The 19822-nt window shown below is 46.9% G+C and carries 10 protein-coding genes; 7 read left to right on the top strand and 3 right to left on the bottom strand.

Annotation, left to right across the window (positions count from 1 at the left end):
* Positions 1 to 27 precede the first annotated feature (27 nt).
* The 5 genes from A4R26_RS22710 (at position 28) to A4R26_RS22730 (ending at position 11628) form a co-directional block, all read left to right on the top strand.
* Positions 28 to 1089: a FecR family protein gene (locus A4R26_RS22710; RefSeq protein WP_081168818.1), complete on the top strand. Its 1062-nt coding sequence runs from the start codon at positions 28 to 30 to the stop codon at positions 1087 to 1089.
* 320 nt (positions 1090 to 1409) lie between these two features.
* Entirely contained in the window at positions 1410 to 4940 is a 3531-nt protein-coding gene (locus A4R26_RS22715; RefSeq protein WP_081168819.1) for a SusC/RagA family TonB-linked outer membrane protein, read from the top strand.
* A 19-nt stretch (positions 4941 to 4959) separates the two neighbouring features.
* A complete protein-coding gene (locus A4R26_RS22720) occupies positions 4960 to 6840 on the top strand; it encodes a RagB/SusD family nutrient uptake outer membrane protein (RefSeq protein WP_081168820.1) in 1881 nt (626 codons plus the stop codon).
* Between the two features lie 112 nt (positions 6841 to 6952).
* Positions 6953 to 10312 carry a VCBS repeat-containing protein gene (locus A4R26_RS22725; protein ID WP_081168821.1) on the top strand — a complete coding sequence of 1120 codons (3360 nt, stop codon included), beginning with the start codon at positions 6953 to 6955 and terminating at the stop codon, positions 10310 to 10312.
* On the top strand, positions 10309 to 11628 hold the full coding sequence (locus A4R26_RS22730; protein WP_107685883.1) for a vanadium-dependent haloperoxidase: 1320 nt from the start codon (positions 10309 to 10311) through the stop codon (positions 11626 to 11628). The genes A4R26_RS22725 and A4R26_RS22730 overlap by 4 nt, the downstream gene beginning before the upstream one ends.
* Positions 11629 to 11754: 126 nt before the next feature.
* Here the strand turns inward: A4R26_RS22730 and A4R26_RS22735 are convergent, their stop codons facing one another.
* The 3 genes from A4R26_RS22735 to A4R26_RS22745 form a co-directional block, all read right to left on the bottom strand.
* A complete protein-coding gene (locus A4R26_RS22735) occupies positions 11755 to 12210 on the bottom strand; it encodes a NanQ anomerase/TabA/YiaL family protein (protein ID WP_081168822.1) in 456 nt (151 codons plus the stop codon).
* 42 nt (positions 12211 to 12252) lie between these two features.
* Entirely contained in the window at positions 12253 to 13629 is a 1377-nt protein-coding gene (locus A4R26_RS22740; protein WP_081168823.1) for a porin family protein, read from the bottom strand.
* A gap of 698 nt (positions 13630 to 14327) precedes the next feature.
* Positions 14328 to 16709, bottom strand: a complete 2382-nt coding sequence (locus A4R26_RS22745) for a glycoside hydrolase family 3 N-terminal domain-containing protein (RefSeq protein WP_081168824.1) — start codon at positions 16707 to 16709, stop codon at positions 14328 to 14330.
* Between the two features lie 892 nt (positions 16710 to 17601).
* Here A4R26_RS22745 and leuC point away from each other — a divergent pair.
* Together leuC and leuD are read left to right on the top strand one after the other, a co-directional pair.
* Positions 17602 to 19005, top strand: a complete 1404-nt coding sequence (gene leuC, locus A4R26_RS22750) for a 3-isopropylmalate dehydratase large subunit (RefSeq protein ID WP_081168825.1) — start codon at positions 17602 to 17604, stop codon at positions 19003 to 19005.
* 162 nt (positions 19006 to 19167) lie between these two features.
* Complete coding sequence (leuD, locus tag A4R26_RS22755; protein WP_081168911.1) at positions 19168 to 19764, top strand: 3-isopropylmalate dehydratase small subunit; 597 nt, start codon at positions 19168 to 19170, stop codon at positions 19762 to 19764.
* The last annotated feature ends 58 nt before the right edge of the window (positions 19765 to 19822 follow it).

The following is a 19822-nucleotide window of genomic DNA, read 5'->3' on the forward strand; positions in this document are numbered from 1 at the left end:
TCTGCCTGCAGAGACAAACAAAACTACATGAATCGAAAGGCCTTTTATCATTTGCTGAAACGGTATGTGGAGAACGATTGCACTGAGGAAGAACGGAAACTGGTTGAACAATGGTATGAATTACTGGGCGACGAAGAAGGCATCGATACCGGGTTACAACCCGAAGAAATAAAGGATTCGTTGTCACGCCTTTGGCCCAAAATTCAAGAATACACCCTGGTTGCAGAAACCGGGAAGCTGGTAAAACCGCCAGCGAAGATCATACCTGTATGGGTACGCTGGCTGAGCGCCGCTGTTGTCGCCGGGAGCATTATCACCGCGGCCTGGTGGTTCCTGGGTGATAAAAGAACACAACATGCTCACCACCAGGAAGCCATTGCGGGGTTACGCCAGGTCACAAACGAAAAGCTCTTTAATGATACCGTGCTCCTGCCCGATGGGTCACTGGTGATCCTGGAACCAAAGTCAATTGTACGTTACAGCGACCGGTTCACCGGCCCAAAACGCGAAGTATACCTCGAAGGAAATGCCTTTTTTAAGGTGACGCGCAATACCAGATCGCCCTTCTATGTATACAGCAAGAACATCGTTACACAGGTGCTGGGCACCAGTTTCTTTGTAAAGGCCAATCCACTTACAAAAAATGTTGAGGTGGCCGTGCAAACAGGTAAGGTAGCAGTCTATGAATATGGCCGCGAAACGGTGCAGGAAAGAAAGAACGATGAATCGAGCGGGGTAATACTGAAGCCCAACCAGAAAGTGATCTATAACGATACCGATCATCATTTCAGAACAACACTGGTTGAAATTCCATTACCGGTCGTTGCCGAAAAAAATGCTGAAGAAAGAATAACGGAACTGAATTTTGTATTTGATGAAACACCTATGGCCCGGGTTTTGACATACCTCGAACAAGCGTACCATATTGAAATGGTGCTCGATAACGGAAGCCTGGCCAAATGTCTTTTTTCAGGCGATATCAAGGGGCAGAACCTGTACGAGCAACTGGAGATCATTTGCGAATCGGTTCAGGCTACCTATGAGATCCGCGGCACAAAGATCCTTATCAAAGGCTCGGGCTGCGAATGACAATAGCTATGTTCTTTTTAAAATAAAGTATTTAAAAACATCCAAAACGATTGTCGCATGAGAATAAATCTTTTCATCACGTAGTCCCGCATACGGGAGCAACTCTCAACACATATTATTATTGAATGATCGCTGCATTTCCGGTGAATTTCCGGTAATGACCGGAACGGGCTTTTATTGCCAATTGTCAGGCGTATAACCTTACTACGGTTCCACTGACAATGTATACGTTCCCCGGCCATACTGGTACACACTGTAATACGGTTTGCTGATTCACCATTCACCATCGACCATTCGCCATTTTCACAACAGTCTTATTTATGAAACAAAAAAGATTCGTTGCAATGACTGCTATTGCCATACGTATAGGATTGCTGCAAGCATTACTTATTCTGGTATTCAACACGTACGCTTATTACAACAGCGCTGAAGCGCAGGGAATTCTCGATAAAGTAGTAACGGTGTCTGTAGAAAAAGGACAACTGAAAGATGTTTTTAACCTGCTTAAAAATCAAACGGGCGCCCGCTTCGTGTACAGTTCAAAAACCATCGAGGCCGGCCGCAAGGTCTCTATCAAAGCCATGCAGAAAAAGCTGAGCGAGGTACTTGAAGAATTGCTGGGCCCGTTCGGGATCTCATTTAAACTGGTAAAAGACCGGATAATATTATACAAGGTGTCATCATCGGCGCTTGCCGATCCGCCGGGGATCAACGTGTTGACCGTAAAAGTCGATGCCGGCCCCCTGCAGGAGATCAAAGGGCAGGTGACCGACGACAAAGGCAATCCCTTACCGGGTGTAAGCATTGTGGTAAAGGGCACCGCTGTAGGTACCAATACCGATATCAATGGCAATTTTACCATCAACGTTCCTGAAGGTAACGGCATTCTTGTTGTTACCTCCGTTGGTTTTCAAACCCAGGAAGTGAATGTTGCCGGAAAAACAACAATTTCGATAGCCATGGTTACCAGTTCCGGACAACTGGGTGAGATCGTAGTGGTAGGTTATGGCACGCAAAAGAAAGTAACCGTTACCGGTGCCGTTGCACAGGTTAAGGGCACTGAACTGGCCAAATCGCCTTCAGTGAATTTATCCAATGCGTTGGCCGGCCGTTTACCGGGTGTTACCGCCATTCAATCGAGCGGTGAACCGGGTTACGATGGTTCTACCATCCGCATCCGCGGTTCCAATACACCCAATAACAGTGGCGCGCTGATCGTAATTGACGGTGTGCCCGACAGGGCCGGCGGCCTCGAGCGTTTGAACCCGGCCGATATAGAAAGTATGTCGATATTGAAAGATGCAGCCGCCGCCATTTATGGTTCGCGCGCTGCTAACGGCGTTATTCTCATTACCACCAAAAGAGGTAAAACCGGTAAGCCGCAATTGTCGTACGACTTCAACCAGGGCTGGGCACAACCTACCCGCATACCCGAAATGAGCAATGCCACCGAGTATGCAACCATTGTGAACGAACTTACGCTGTTCGATCTGCCCGCTGATCAGTGGTCTGCCGCCTCTAATGCCTTCAAACAAAACGGAACCTATACGCGTACCGATAATGGGTTGAAAGTAGATGCCCCCTTCTCCCCTTCCGACTTTACCAAATACCGGGATGGTTCCGATCCCTGGGGCCACCCCAATACCGATTGGTTCGCCACTACATTGAAGAAATGGTCGCCACAATCGAGCCATAACATACAGTTATCGGGCGGGAACGATGCAGTAAAATATCTGGCATCTATTGGTTATGACAACCAGGACGGCTACTATAAAAATTCGGCTACAGGGTATAAACAATACGACATGCGTTTGAACCTCGATGCCAAAGTGAATAAATATATAACCACCAATATCGGGTTAACAGCCCGTGAAGAATTCAGGTTCTTCCCAACCGTTGGCGCACAACCGATCTTCCGCATGCTTATGCGGGGTAAACCTACCGAACAGGAAGTATGGCCCAACGGGTTACCGGGACCAGATATCGAGAACGGACAAAACCCGATCGTGATCACAACCAATCAAACCGGTTACGACAAAGACCGCCGTGACTATTTTCAAACCAATGGCCGTGTAGATCTGCAGGTGCCGTTTGTCGAAGGATTGAAGATCTCCGGTTTTGCGGCTATCGATAAATATTTCCGCCGTACCAAACGCTGGGAAACACCCTGGTACCTGTACTTTTGGGACAAAGTAAGTTATGAACCGGATGGCGTTACACCTAAACTCACCAAATCGGTGCGTTCTACCTTTACCGACGCCCGGTTAACTGAATCGCTGGAAGATCAGCTGAACATCAACCTCTCGGGTTTTATCAATTATGACCGCACATTCGGTGTGCATAGCGTTAACCTGATGGCTGCCGTAACAAGGGAAACCATCGGCAACCAGAACTTCAATGCATTCCGCCGCAATTATATCTCCACCGCCATTGACCAGTTGTTTGCCGGCGGTGATCCGCAAAAAGACAACAACGGCAGTGCCTATAACCGCGCGCGTTTAAGCTATTTCGGCAGGGTGAATTATAACTATAAGGAAAAATACCTGGCCGAATTCCTGTGGCGTTATGACGGGTCGTACATGTTCCCAGAAAACAGCCGCTTTGGTTTCTTCCCCGGGATCCTGCTTGGCTGGCGTTTATCGGAAGAAAAATTCTTTCAGCCGGTGTCGTTTATCAATAACCTGAAACTGCGCGCTTCCTGGGGACAAATGGGGAACGACAACATTCTCTTTGGCGGCGTATTGCAGGAATACCGGTACCTGTCGACCTATGGGTTCAACACCTACGTTGTTGGCGGCAATGTCGTAAAAACGCTTACAGAAACCGGCGTGCCCAATCCGGGTTATACCTGGGAAGTAGCGAACAATTCAAACATTGGGATAGAAGGTTCTGCACTGAACAACCGCATCACTTTCGAATTCGACTTCTTCAATAACATCCGCACCAAGATCCTGATGCAGAACTCGGCAGTAGTACCTGCTTCAGCCGGAATTACCTTGCCACCCGAGAACCTGGGTAAAGTAAGCAATAAAGGTTTTGAGTTCACAGTTGGTTACAACGACAATTTTGGTGATCTGCGGTTCAGTGTAAGCGTGAATGGCGGGTATGCCCGTAATAAAGTGATCAATTTACCCGAAACGCCCGGGCTGAAACCGCATCAGTTATCGAAGGGTAAAACCTTTGGTACCGATGGCGCCGCCTTCCTTGTGTATGAATATGATGGGGTTTTCATCGATCAGAACGATATCGATAAAAACACTATCGATTATAGCGCTGCTACCGGAAAATTGTTACCGGGCGATATGAAAATTAAAGACATAGATGGTAATGGTAAAATTGATGCCGACGATCGCATTCGCCTTGAAAAGAACCGCGACCCCTGGTTTACCGGCGGCGTCAATTTCAATTTGCAGTATAAAAACTTCGACTGCTCCATTTTATTCCAGGGCGCTACCGGCGGTTTATTGTTCATTGGCACCGAGTCGGGCACCATTGGCAACTTCCTGAAATATAGCTACGATCATCGTTGGACGGTTGAAAATCCCAGCAGCGTGGATCCCCGCCTGGTAAACCGGGGCAACACCTATTTTGCCGGCGGCGCTTTCGGGTTCAACACCTACTGGCTGCGGAAAAGCAATTACCTGCGGTTAAAAAATATCGAGGTCGGTTACAATTTGCCGGCAAAGATCGGCCAGAAAGCAGGTATTACCAATCTTCGGTTATATGCCAATGGTATCAACCTGTTAACGTTTGACAAAATGAAGATCTGGGACCCCGAATCAACGAGCGGCAACGGCCAGTACTACCCGCAATCGAGGATCCTGAATGTGGGTGTGAGAGTATCATTCTAACAATAAAAAATTACTATAGATGAAAAAGATCCTGTTTTGTGTGCTCATCATGGCGATTGCCGCAGCCTGCGAACGCGATTTTCTCAATACAAAACCCCTGGATAAAGTTTCATCGGCAGATGCCTGGAAAGACGGTGCGCTGGCAGAAGCTTTTGTTACCGGTATTTATGCCGGGCTTGGCCAGGGTGGTTTTGATGAACAAATGCTTGCCTCCCTGTCTGACGAAGCTGTATTTACCCATCCCAGCCGCGGAATCAATATTGTAAATGAAGGAACGCTCAACCCTTCCAATATCGGCTGGGTGAATGTAAACTACCGCTGGGGAAAAGATGGAAGCAACAACGATATGTATGCCAAGGTACGGCAAACGAACCTTGCCATAGAGAATTTGCGTATTTCAACTTTTGACGACAAAGCGCTTAACGACCGCCTGAAAGGAGAAGCGCATTTTATGCGTGCATTCTTTTATCATCAGTTGGTTCGATATTACGGGGGCGTGCCCATCGTCGACAGGTCGTACGGTCTTGGTGAAGACTACAGCGTAACCCGCAATACCTGGGAAGAGTGCGTGGACTTCATTTTAAAAGACTGCGATACGGCCATACAATTATTGAAAGGGATATCGATGGCGGCAGGCCGGGCAAGCGAACTTGGTGCAATGGCGCTAAAATCACGGATGTTGTTATATGCCGCCAGCGACCTGCACGATATTCCTACCGCCAAATCGAAATCTGCCGTGATCAGTGGTTTCGGTAATCCCGAGTTATTGGGTTATGTGAGCGGAGACCGCATTGCGCGGTGGACGGCCGCCAAAAACGCCGCAAAAGAACTGGTAGATGCGGCAGCCACAAAAGGATACAAATTCAACCTTACCTCACCCGTATCGCCAACTGAAGGCAAAAAGAATTATATGTCACTGGCCATGGGCGGCGGCAGTAAAAGCGGCGATATAGATAAAGTGGCGGAAAGCGAAATACTCTTTGGCCGTTACTGGACAAACGCAAAGGATGAATATGCCGGTATGTATGTTGGGCTTACCAACGGCCCAAACGGGTATCATAACTGGGCCGGCAATACGCCTGTTCAACAACTGGTTGATGATTATGAAATGATGGATGGCACCAAATTCAGCTGGAGCGATCCCGTGCAGAAAGCGCAACCTTACGCCAACCGCGACCCGCGTTTTTATGCTTCGATCTTATATGATGGGGCCGACTGGAAACCGCGGGATAAGATCTCGGGTAATGTAGACCCGGCCAACCAGATACAAACCGGTAAATACGACCAGGGCGGCGGTACCTTCCTGCCCGGCCTCGATACCCGCCAAAGTTCCATTGAAAACTGGAACGGCAGCTGGACCGGTTACTACATGCGTAAGTTCATAGATCCCGATCCGAACATCGTTGACAATACCACGCGGCAAACCATTCCCTGGCCATTCTTCCGCTATACCGAAGCGGTAATGAATTATATAGAAGCCTGTATTGAACTGGGTGATGACACCGAAGCAAAACGCTGGCTGAACCGCATACGCTACCGGGCCGGAATGCCCGAAATTACCGAAAGCGGTTCGGCGCTGAAAGAACGCTACCGGAATGAACGCAGGATAGAACTGGCGTATGAAGACCAGCGCTACCATGATACCCGCCGCTGGATGATCGCACCTGCAACACTCGGGCGTAAACTGGTATACATCGATGTGGTAGGTACGTTAAAAGCGGGCGCTACACCGCCATCACCTTATAAACACGATGAAACCAGGTACAATTATACGTATACGCCGCTTGAAGTAAATGCGCAGGAGAACCGCCGCTGGGACGATAAAATGTATTTCAGGCCGATACCGCTCGATGAAATGAATACGAATCTGAAGCTGGTACAGAATCCGGGGTATAACTGATTCAATTGATGATGCTGATTTTGAGATTTAGGGATTTTGAGATTCATTTAGTTTTTGCCTTCCGACAAATCTCAAAATCTCCAAATCCCGAAATCCCTAAATTAATTCAAATATGATTCGCCTTTTAACAATCATATGTTTTACTTGTATAACCGTCGCATGTACCAATAACACACATAACAAACAGGCAAACACTTTATTCACACTACTACCGGCCGACAGTACCCGCGTGCAGTTCAGCAACACGTTAACGGAGGGGTTAAACACAAACGTGTTGATGTACGAGTATTTCTACAATGGCGGCGGGGTGGCTACCGGTGATGTGAACGGGGATGGACTTGCCGATATTTATTTCACGGCCAATATGGGCCCCAATCAACTGTACCTGAACAAAGGCGCCATGCACTTTGAAGACATTACAGTTGCCGCCGGCGTTGCCGGCAGGCCGGGCCCGTGGAAAACCGGTGTTACCATGGCCGATGTAAATGGCGATGGCCTGCTCGATTTGTACCTCTGTTACTCGGGTAAGTTGCGTGGCGAGAAAAGAACAAACGAGTTATTCATCAATACCGGCAATGATGCAAAAGGTCAGCCGCATTTTAACGAACAGGCGCATCAATACGGATTGGCCGATTCCGGCTACAGCACCCAGGCTTATTTTTTCGATATGGACCGTGATGGCGATCTCGATGCTTTTTTACTCAATCATAACCCCAATTCATTACCGGTACTCGATGAAGCTGCCACGGCGGCCATCCTGCAAAAAGAAGATCGGGCAATTGGTGTACGATTGATGCGCAACGACAAAAACTACTTTACCGATATTACCGGCAAAGCCGGTATCAGCAGCTCTTCCTTAACGTATGGGCTGGGCGCAGGTATTGCCGATATCGATGGCGACGGCTGGCAGGATATTTACATTTCGAACGATTATGCGGTGCCCGATTACCTGTACATGAATAATCACGACGGTACGTTCACCGATAAATTGAAAACCAGCCTCGGCCACAATAGTCAGTTCTCCATGGGCAACGACATTGCCGACATCAACAACGATGCCCTGCCCGATATCTATACGCTGGATATGCTGCCCGAAGATAATCACCGGCAAAAACTATTGTTCGCGCCGGATAACTATGAAAAGTTTGATCTGAATATACGCAGTGGTTTTCATTACCAGTACATGAGAAATATGTTGCAGTTGAATATTGGAAGCCCCCTCCCAACTTCCCCCTTCCGGGGGAGGTTGGGAGGGGGCCGGGGGGAGGCTTTTTTCAGCGAGATCGGACAGGCTGCCGGTATTTCCAATACCGACTGGAGCTGGGCGCCCCTGTTAGCCGATTATAATAACGATGGCTGGAAAGACCTGATGGTGACCAACGGTTACCTGCGCGACTACACCAATCTCGACTTCATCAAATACATGAATGATTATGTACAAAGCAAGGGCCGGCTGCAACGTAATGATGTGCTTGAACTTGTACATAAGATCCCCTCTTCCAACGTCATCAATTACCTGTTTGCGAATAATAAGAACTGTACGTTCACCAATGTATCGGCGCAATGGGGTTTTACCAGCCCCTCGAACAGCAATGGCGCTGCGTATGCCGACCTCGATAACGACGGCGATCTTGACCTGGTGATCAACAATATCAATCAACCGGCATTTATCTATCGCAATGAAAGCCGTGGACAGAACGGTTCTCATTACCTGCAGGTAAAACTGAACGGACTACCAGGTAATACCCAGGGAATTGGCGCAAAAGTTATTTGTTATTCAAAGGCAGGGCGGCAATACGCTGAACAGATGCCGGCAAGGGGTTATTTATCTACCGTTTCTTCCACGCTTCATTTTGGATCGGGCACCGAAACAACTATTGATTCGTTACGGGTGATCTGGCTAAGCGGCAACACACAGTTACTTACAAATGTTAAAGCCGATCAACTGCTGACAGTTGATGAAAAGACAGCTACCGGCCCAAACAGGACAACGGCCTTCTCCCCTGCCCTGTTTGCAGAAACCGGTTCACCCATCAACTACAAAGCACCGGCAAACGCCATAAACGACTTTAAACGACAACCACTACTGGTAAATCCATTGTCGTTTAACAGCCCCTGCCTGGTAAAAGGAGATGTAAATGGGGATGGGCTGGAAGATATTTACGCGGGTGGCGGTAGCGGCCAACCGGCGCAATTATTCCTGCAGCAGAAAGGCGGGAAGTTTATACATAAACGGCAGCCAGATTTTGAGTCTGACGCGTTTTGCGAAGATGCCGACGTGGTTATCATAGATGTAAATGGCGATGGCTTTAAAGATCTTTATGTGGCCAGTGGCGGTTATCATAACTATACACCCGATGATCCATTGCTGCAGGACAGGTTATACCTGAACGATGGCAAAGCGAATTTTATAAAAAGCGACGATGCCCTGCCCCTGATGCGGGTAAGCAAAAGTTGTGTGCGGGCAAACGATATCAATAACGACGGCTATCCCGATCTCTTTGTTGGCGGCCGGGTGATTCCGGGCCGTTACCCGGAAACCCCGGAAAGTTTCCTGCTTGTGAATGATGGAAAGGGGCATTTTACCAACCAGATCGCTGCCATAGCGCCGGCATTGCAAAAAGCAGGCATGGTCACCGATGCGGTTTGGATTGACCTGAACAACGATAGAAAACAGGACCTGGTGGTTGTGGGTGAATGGATGCCGGTAATGGCTTGCATCAATGTAAACAATCAATTTCAGGATCACACAAAAAACTATTTCTATAACAATTACCGCGGCTGGTGGAACAGGATCACTACCGGTGATTTCAATAAAGACGGCAAACCCGACATCATCATCGGCAATTTGGGACTGAACACCCAATGCCACGCCAGTGATAAGGAACCCGCCGAGTTATATTATAAAGACTTTGACGACAATGGCGCTGTTGACCCGGTGTTTTGTTTTTATATTAAAGGCAAATCGTACCCGTATTGCACCCGCGATGAACTGCTCGACCAGGTAAGTATGATGCGTACGCGTTTTGTTGATTATAAAGGGTATGCCGATGCCACCCTGCACGATATATTCACCGAAGAAGAAATGAAAGGCGCAGGGCACCTGCAGGCGAACTATTTGCAAACAGCTTATTTCGAAAGCAACGCCAGCGGCAAATACCAGTTGAAAGCATTACCGCTACAGGCGCAATACATGCCGGTGTATACCATTACCCCGCTCGATTACGATCATGACGGCTATGAAGACCTGCTTTTATGCGGCAATATGAATAAAGCGCGGTTACGTCCGGGTAAATACGATGCCGGTTTTGGCGTGTTACTGCAGAATGACGGCAAGGGCGGTTTTACCTATATAGATCAGCAGCGATCGGGTTTTTATATAAAGGGCGATGTCAGATCGGTGCTATCAATTAATCAGCTTTTATTGTTTGGCATCAATCAGCAGGCGGTTAAAGCATATAAGTTACAATGAAACAACTGATTCAAAATATTACCCTGTTCCTCATGATCACAATTACCAGTTGTACTTCACGTACGCAAAAAGAACCAGTATTGACATCGGATGTCATTGCCCGGGTAATTGATCAAATGACGGAAGTGATGGTCCATGATATAACCAATCCACCCCTGGCCGCGCGCTTTTTCTCCTATACCTGTTTAGCCGGTTATGAAGTGGTGTCGCAACACGATACTGCTTATAAAAGTATGCATGGTATCCTCAACGAATATCCCGAATTCAAACGTCCGGATTCCATACAACAATACAATGTGCAGCTAAGCGCTGTGCTGGCCATGCTGCAAACAGCGCAAAAGATGCAGCCTTCGGGCAAAATGCTGGCGCAATATGAACAACATGTAATGGATTCCTGCCGGCAACTGGGTTTCGATGAAGATGTCGTTTACAATTCCTGGCGGTATGCTAAAGCGGTAAGCAAAAAGATCCTGGCCTGGGCAAAGTCTGACCGCTATAATAAGATCAGCAACTACGCACGCTATACGCCGGTTGATAAAGAAGGTTACTGGTACCCTACCCCGCCGGGATTCCTGCCGGCGGTAGAGCCCTATTTCAATACCGTGCGAACGCTGGCGCTCGATTCGTGCACGCAATTTCCCGCACCACCGCCAGTCACCTTCTCCACAGGAAAGAAAACCGCTTTTTACCGGCTGTTGCAACAGAATTATTCAGAAGGGAAACAGGTGCCGATGGAGCAACGCGTTATTGCCGCATTCTGGGATTGTAATCCGTTCGCCATCCAGGACGATGGCCATCTGATGTTGAGCAGTAAGAAAATATCACCGGGTGCGCATTGGTTAGGCATCACCGGTATTGCCTGTAAAAAAGCCGGCAAAAGCTTTGAGGAGTCAATGCAGGTCTTTACCAGCGTATCGGTGGGACTGATGGATGCATTTATCTGTTGCTGGGACGAGAAATTCCGCAGCAACCGTATACGCCCCGAAACGGCTATCAGGAAATACATCGACCCGCATTGGACGCCCATACTGCAAACGCCGCCATTTCCTGAATACCTGAGCGGACATTCGGTTATCTCTGCCTGTTCGGCCACCATCCTCACCCATTATTTTGGCGATCATTTTGCATACACCGATAGCGTGGAGGTAGCGTATGGATTGACGCCGCGACAGTTCACCTCCTTCCACCATGCTGCGCAGGAAGCAGCTATCAGCCGCTTTTACGGTGGTATTCATTTTATGGATGCGATAGAGAATGGGTTGGTGGTTGGGGGGAAGGTAGGAAGCTGGGTGGTACAAAAAATATGTATCAGGTAATAATAAGCTGATACCAGTTACCAGTTGCCGGTACACAAATCAACAGCAGTCTGATTACCGGCGGGAGTGCTGGTACTGCAAGACCTGGTAACCGGGAACCGGTAACTGGCAATCTGTATCTTAATATTATCCAACTGCAACTTTGATCACCACTTTCTTTACATATGTGGCATTGTCGATCATAATATTCGGCATATGCAGATCGTGCGGGAAGAAAACCGCAAACATGCCGGCTTTGATAACAGAGAAGAATGCAGGTTTTTCGCCCCATAACATAAAATCCTTCTCATCGTCATAAGGTTTCGACGGAGTTTGCTGTTGCAGAAAATCATGACCGATGCGTTCTGCACCTGAAATAATATATTGAATGTCGATATACTTTTTATGCGATTCCATTTGCTCGCTTTCGGGCGAAATAGTGTCGTATTCATTTACAATCGCGAACAAATTAGTGCCATCCAGTTCGTATTTGCCCTTTTCCACTTTGGAAAAATCGGTGTTGGCCAGATAATCAAAAGCTTTTTTAAACAATGGGCCCTGGTTATAATACAGGTGTGCGTTTGCCAGCAGATCGATGATCATCGGGTATAATTAATTTTTAATTGTGGCGGTAAGATACTTAAATTAAAAGAACACCTGGTACTGCAATATAAAGCTGTTCTTTCGTTCTTCCTTTACAGCATCACCGGTTATTGTAACATTGTATGTAGGCCGGTTCTGCCAATCGAGCGTGAGCTTTGACTTATGACCATTGATAAGGCAATTGATACCGGCGTTGAAGATCTCCATTGACTCATCCCCTAAACGGTCGTATTTGGCGTGGGTAAATGAAGCATACGGCAAAAAACGGCTTTTGCACTTCAGAAAACTTTCAGGAAGCAGGTATCCTACCTGAGAGTAAATAACTTTTCCGGTGCCGAACATAGGATGCGCATTACCAAACGTGGGACCATGGCCGGGAATTCCCCTTGGCCCATTAAACGCTGACCCATTAGCAGGGTTCATCAGGCCGTTGTATCGCAAATAATTTTTACCATAATCGGTATTAAAAAACCCGGCGTATGCAGAAATAGCATCCTGTTTGCTGCTCAGCGGCATATCGAGAAAACTTTCCACTGCAAATAGTTTCATGTCTTCGTAAACGGTATCGCTTGTGATGAAGGGGCCTTTAGACCACATGGCATCTTTTTGAAAAATACCTCCCACCGCAATGTTGAATATTTTCTTCTTGCCCAAATATGTACCCGTCATATAAGGAGTTGTATGATTTTCATGGTCAAAGAACTGATACATCAGGTAAGCCTGTGGTTGAAGATTATGCCCATACTGTGAAAATTGCGCATATTCCGCAATAGCAGGTGGTGTAGCACCTGAAGAGGTTATCGGAAAAGGATCGCTGAGGATGAACCGGTAGTCGAATTTACCGATTTGTCCACGGGCATACACGCTCAGTTTCCGGCTGAACTCATCGGTTTGGTCAACCGTGGTCTGGGCAAAAACCGGCACATCCATTGTCATTATGGAGGTAATACTGGGTTGTGAGAAACGCGAAAGCCCGTTGGTGATAGTGAGTCCACCCCCTACTTTCAACTGGTTATCCTTTGAAATTTTGTATTCGCCCAACGCATCGTGAAAAAACGCATGCAGTTTACGGTTGTTGCCGGTGTTGAACTGGCTATTGAAGTTGTTCATCCCAAACTGGAAATAAACGAATACTTTATCTGTTAACTGGCCAAACGCCTGAAAACGCGTGCGGCGCAAACCGATATCTACCGTATTATCTTTTAACCGGTTTTCAACCAATGTACCCGGGTTACTCTCGTTATAGCGCACCCAGGTCTGGTTCAGTACGGTGAATTGAAAATAATGACTGCCGCTTTGATTAAGGTTGAACTTCAGCGCATCCTTTTCGGGAGCAGGTTCTCCGGCGGCGCCGGGTGTAACCTGGGCACTGGAGTAAAGTGATAATAGAAGGCAAGGCACAAGAACTAGTGATCTCATGATAGGTATCTTTTGGTTTGATTTCTTTAGGTTCGCGAAGATAACACCGGAATAATTAAAATAAGATTAGAACGACCTGCAGAAGGGTTCATTTTGGGCCCTGAAACATCGTTCAATTGCCACGAAGTTTAATTCAATTACCGCTGTTCAATTGAATTGCCACAGGATTTAATTCAATTACCGCACTGTTCAATTGAATTATAAGAACGACTAATTCAATTAAAAGGCGCGTGAATTAAATAACAAGACCGTATAATTAAATTACAAGCTCACAAAAATTGAGGAAAATAAATTAAACCACCTGTCAGGAGTAAATAAGTTAACGCGTAATGAAGTGAAGATCAAAACAGTAAGGGGCAAACAATCGAGTCGCCCAATAAAGACCTGGGCATGGTCATTTGGCAAAGCAGATCGAAAGAGGTACGGAACAAATGTAACTATTATTTTTTGGAAATCATAATTTGTTGACCCTAATCATTTCCGGGGCAGATCCGGGTATTCCTGAAGTATCGAAACCGGTCTGTTTTAGGGAATGAATAACCGATGTAAGGAATTGATGCGGATGGATATACGCCATTTGACCTCATGGCAGTTGATAGTTAGGTAAAAGACGGAAAAATTCTCTTACTGATTACGTAAAAAAGGCCCCCGGTACATCGGGGGCCTGGGTGTCAAACATCGTAACTTAAGTAAACGCTCTATTTACCAACTTTCAGTTCGGCCTTTTGCAGATCTGCAGAGCTGCGGCCTACCATACATTCAAAAACGCCGTCTTCCACCGCAAACTGCATATCGGCATTCCAGAAAGCAAGTTTGCCTGAATCGATGGTAAACGTAACGGTTTTTGTTTGTCCCGGTTCAAGTGTTATGCGGGCAAAATCTTTCAATTCTTTCACCGGCCTGGTAACACTGCTTATTTTTTGATGTATGTATAACTGCACGATCTCATCGCCTTTCATGCTGCCGTTATTGGTAACATCGACCTCTACGGTACCATATATTTCTCCGGTTGAACCGGGCGAAACAGAGGCCAGTCCGGTCTTTTTGGGCGCGGCAGGCAATACGATCCTGGGTTTTGAATAATTGAATGTGGTATAACTTAACCCATGACCAAACGGGAACAAAGGCGTTTTATCTTCAATTACGTAATTAAAAAAGCGGGCGCTGGGTTTATGATTGTAGAACACCGGCACCTGTCCCGTAGACCGGGGATAGGTGATCGTTAATTTACCCGACGGGTTTGTTTCACCAAACAGGATATTGGCAAATGCATTACCGGCTTCTTCGCCCATATACCAGCCATCGACAACTGAAGAAACATTTTGCACCACCCAGGGAATAGCAAGCGGGCGGCCATGCATTAAATACACCACCACCGGTTTTCCTGTAGCCACAATGGCTTTTACCAAGTCTTCCTGCTGGCTTTGTAAACCCAGGTCGGCCATATCGCCAAAGTGGTTCGGCGCCCAGGCTTCGCGTGACAATTGTTCATTCTCCCCTATGGCCAGCACAACTATCTCGGCCTGTTGGGCGGTTTTAACCGCTTCTTCTATCAGCTGCATATTTTCTTCTTTTGAAGGAAAGATGACGGTATCGATGTATTGATAATTGTTCTGGCTGATCGTATCGCCATTGGTAGTGATGCGGCAGCCTTTGGCATACAACACCTCTGCGCCGGCGGCTTTATTCTTTATACCCTCCAGAATGGAAACGTTCTTACCCGGCAAACCCGAATAATCGCCGAGGTAATTTACTGCTGCCATGGGGCCTATTACCGCAATCTTTTTATACTGCTCTTTTTTCAATGGCAACAGGTTGCCAGATGCATTGCCAAACGGCGCATTCTTCAATAATACCATCGACTCTTCTGCTATCTTCAATGCCAGTTGGCGGCCTTCGGTACCGGCAGCGTTTTGTTGGGCTTTTTCTAAATCGATCACCGGGTTTTGATCAAACAGGCCCAGCCTGAATTTCAACTCCAGTATTTTCGCCACTTCGAAATCCAGCGCTTTAATGTTGATCTTGTTCTCTTTTACAAGCGTACCGAGGTGACGGTAATTTACACCGTATGGAAGATCGGTTGTGATACCCGCATTGAACGCTTTCAGTGCAGCGGCTTTCTGATCGGCAGCAATAAAATGTTTATTCCATAACTGGTCTATACCAAACCAGTCGCTCACCACTATGCCGCCATAATTCCATTCTTTGCGTAATACATCTTTCAGCAACCATTTATTGGCATGTGAAGGCATGCCGTCTATTTCATTATATGACGCCATGATACCGGCGGGGTTGGCATTTTTTACTACGATGCGAAAAGGCTCGAGGTGCGCTTCGCGAATAACGCGTAATGAAAAATTGGCGGGCGCCTGGTTGCTGCCGCCCTCTGACTGACCATGCGCGCTGAAGTGTTTTAAGGTAGCAGCCACATGACCGGGTGCAATGGTTCCATTATTACTACCCTGGAAACCGCGTACGATGGCGCTGCCCAGGATGCCGCTTAAATACGGGTCTTCACCCAGCGTTTCGCCTGTGCGGCCCCAGCGCGGATCACGGCACACATCGAGTACCGGCGCCAGCACCAGGCTTGTACCACGAACACGCGCCTGTTTGGCGGCATGGGTATATATTTTTTCAAGCAGCGCCGGGTCCCAACTGCACGAAAGGCCAATGCCATGCGGAAATACATCAACCTGGCGTTGCACCAGCCCGTGGTGGGCCTCATCGATAAAGATGATGGGGATACCCAGCCGCGTTTTGTTGATCATATAATCCTGCAGGCGGTTGCGGGCCGCGATGGTCGTTTCCATGGTTTCATCAAAGGCAGGGTTAATCATGCCCATGCCGTTCTTATACAGCGAATCGAGCTTTGCAGTATTATTAAACAGTTTATCGTCGAGTTTGGGGCGGCCGGCATGCATTGTTTGCAGCTGGGCCACTTTTTCCTCCAGCGTCATGCGCGCAAGCAGATCGGAAACCCGTTTGGCAATGGGTTGTTTGGGATCTTTGTAGGCAGGTTGTTGTGCATACGTATAGCTGAGGCAAACAACAAAAGAGATGATAAGCGTAACAAATTTCATTTTGAACAATTGATTTTAGATAAGACAAATGTTCATGCAGGCTCAACATGAAAAAGTATGAGCGCATACACGCAGGTACTCAATGAAATTTGGTTGGGAGATTGCTTAGATGGCGTTGAAGGTAGGAAAAAAAGCAGAATTACCGGCTTGCTATAATAATTATGTCGTTTCAGTTTTTGTGAAATATTACAGATTATTCAAATAGCCTTATCGTTTATCAAAATATTACAGATGCCTGGAACATCGGCAAAGATTATCCTTTGATAGCCCAATTCCTGAAATTAAAAGATCACAAGTTAGTGGCTGATGAAATGGGGAAAACACGGTCACAGTTCTGGAAGCGCGAAAAAAGCCTGTACATGGATGCGTATTTTTCAATAAAACAGGTCATTGACTACATAGCCGAAACTACATGAAAACTAATGTGATCGCTTTGGCCATGCTGGTGTGTGAGATCATCCCTTTTTCAGTGCCCTAAACTGGCTACCCGGTTGAAGCATACCGAAAGCAATGGCGATGTTGATTCATACAATGACTATTGCCTTTTAGGCAACCTGATATCAGTAAGTGTTGCTTTGTTCTATGTGAACCTGTGGAACCAAACGGGCGCAATTGACGCAGTTTTACATAAAATACTGATTTAGGCCGGCTTTAAATAACTAATTATTACGAGGTTGTACTTACTATTTTTTTATTGTCAGTATCCTAAATTATTGCCATTCTCCATATAAATTGTGCAAGTAACCTATTCAAACCCACACTTCCTTCAATAAAACAGCCGGTATTTTAAATTTTTTTTATTTTTAACCCCACTATTAGAAAAAACACACATAAAACCCTTATAATCTGACGATATTTTAAGAATTTTGCAGCTTGATTTAAATTATATAAAATGAGCAAAACCCCCGCTGCATTATTCGACAAAGTATGGGATTCGCATGTGGTAAAGCATATTGACGACGGCCCCGATGTGTTGTTCATTGACCGGCATTTTATTCATGAGGTAACCAGCCCGGTAGCATTTCTGGGTTTGGAAAGCCGTGGATTGAAAGTGATGTTCCCCGAGAAGACCTTCGCTACAGCCGATCATAACACCCCCACTATTAACCAGCACCTGCCCGTTCAGGACCCCCTGAGCGCCAACCAGCTGAAGGCCCTGGAAAGCAACTCGGCCAAATATGGTATTTCACACTGGGGACTGGGCAATCCTAAAAATGGTATCGTGCACGTTGTGGGTCCCGAAAACGGCATTACCCTGCCGGGCATGACCATCGTTTGCGGCGATTCGCATACTTCTACCCATGGAGCGTTTGGCGCTATTGCATTCGGTATCGGAACCTCTGAAGTTGAGATGGTTCTTTCAAGCCAGTGTATTATGCAGCCCCGCCCGAAGAAAATGCGTATTAAAGTAAATGGCCAACTGGGCAAAGGCATTACGCCCAAAGACGTGGTACTGTACATCATTTCAAAACTCACCGCAGCCGGTGCTACCGGTTATTTTGTTGAATTTGCCGGTGATGTATTTGAGAACATGACCATGGAAGGCCGTATGACCGTGTGCAACATGAGTATTGAAATGGGCGCCCGCGGTGGTATGGTAGCTCCTGATGAAACCACCTTCAACTACATAAAAGGACGTGAAAAAGCGCCCAAAGGCGAAGCATGGGACAAAGCACTGGCTTACTGGAAAACGCTGAAAAGCGATGAAGGCGCATTCTTTGATAAAGAATACAACTTCGACGCCGCCGATATTGAACCCATGATCACCTACGGAACCAATCCGGGTATGGGTATCGGTATTACCAAAAAGATCCCTTCTGCCCAACAAATTGGCAGTGGCAAGGCCAGCTTCGACAAGTCGTTAGCCTATATGGATTTCCACGAACAGGATAATATGATCGGCAAAAAAGTTGATTATGTTTTCATCGGCAGCTGTACCAATGGCCGTATCGAGGATTTCCGTGCATTTGCTTCTGTGGTGAAAGGCCGTAAAAAAGCCGACCATGTAACTGCCTGGATCGTTCCCGGTTCGCACATTGTTGAGGCGCAGATCAGGGAAGAAGGTATTCTTGACATTTTGCTGGAAGCAGGTTTCCAGTTACGTCAACCTGGTTGTTCAGCCTGTTTGGCCATGAACGACGACAAGATCCCCGCCGGCAAATACGCAGTAAGCACCAGCAACCGCAACTTTGAAGGCCGCCAGGGCCCCGGAGCGAGAACCATGCTTGCCAGTCCGCTGGTAGCTGCAGCCGCTGCGGTAACAGGGTTTGTAACAGATCCCCGGGAGCTGATCTAAATGCAGTTTATTGTTTTTAGTTAATAGTTTATTGTTCTTTATTGTTGCAATTTCGGAGTGATCGCAACACCACGGATGTTCGAGGGGAAGCAACCAGAAACTAAAAACGATAAACCAGAAACGGTAACAACAAACCACAAACAACAAACGACAAACAGTACAATGGCCTACGATAAGTTTACAGTATTAAAGAGCACTGCGGTACCTATGCCTATCGAAAACGTAGATACCGATCAGATCATTCCGGCCCGTTTCCTGAAAGCCACCGAGCGCAAAGGATTTGGCGATAACCTTTTCCGCGACTGGCGCTATGAAGGCGATGGCACACCCAAAAAAGATTTCGTTTTAAACAATCCTGTCTATTCCGGTAAAATACTGGTAGGCGGTAAGAACTTCGGCAGCGGCAGCAGCCGCGAGCACGCAGCATGGGCCATATACGATTATGGTTTCCGTTGCGTGGTGAGCAGCTTCTTTGCCGATATCTTCAAGAACAACTCTTTGAACATCGGGATCTTACCGGTACAGGTAAGTGAAGCCTTCCTCGATAAGATCTTCAAAGCCATAGAGGCCGATCCGAAAACCGAACTGGAAGTAAACCTTCCCGAACAGAAGATCACCATTGTTGGCAATGGCGCTTCAGAGTCATTCGAGATCAATGGCTACAAGAAGAACAATATGATGAATGGTTTCGACGATATCGATTTCCTGCAAAGCCTGAAATCAGACATTCAGGCACAAGCCGCAAAAAGTATCTATTAGAAAAATTAAAAAATAAAAATGAGGCATTGGAAATGAAAAAGTAAAGACGCTTCATGTT

Source organism: Niastella populi (assembly GCF_002078015.1).
GTDB classification, from domain to species: Bacteria; Bacteroidota; Bacteroidia; order Chitinophagales; family Chitinophagaceae; genus Niastella; species Niastella populi.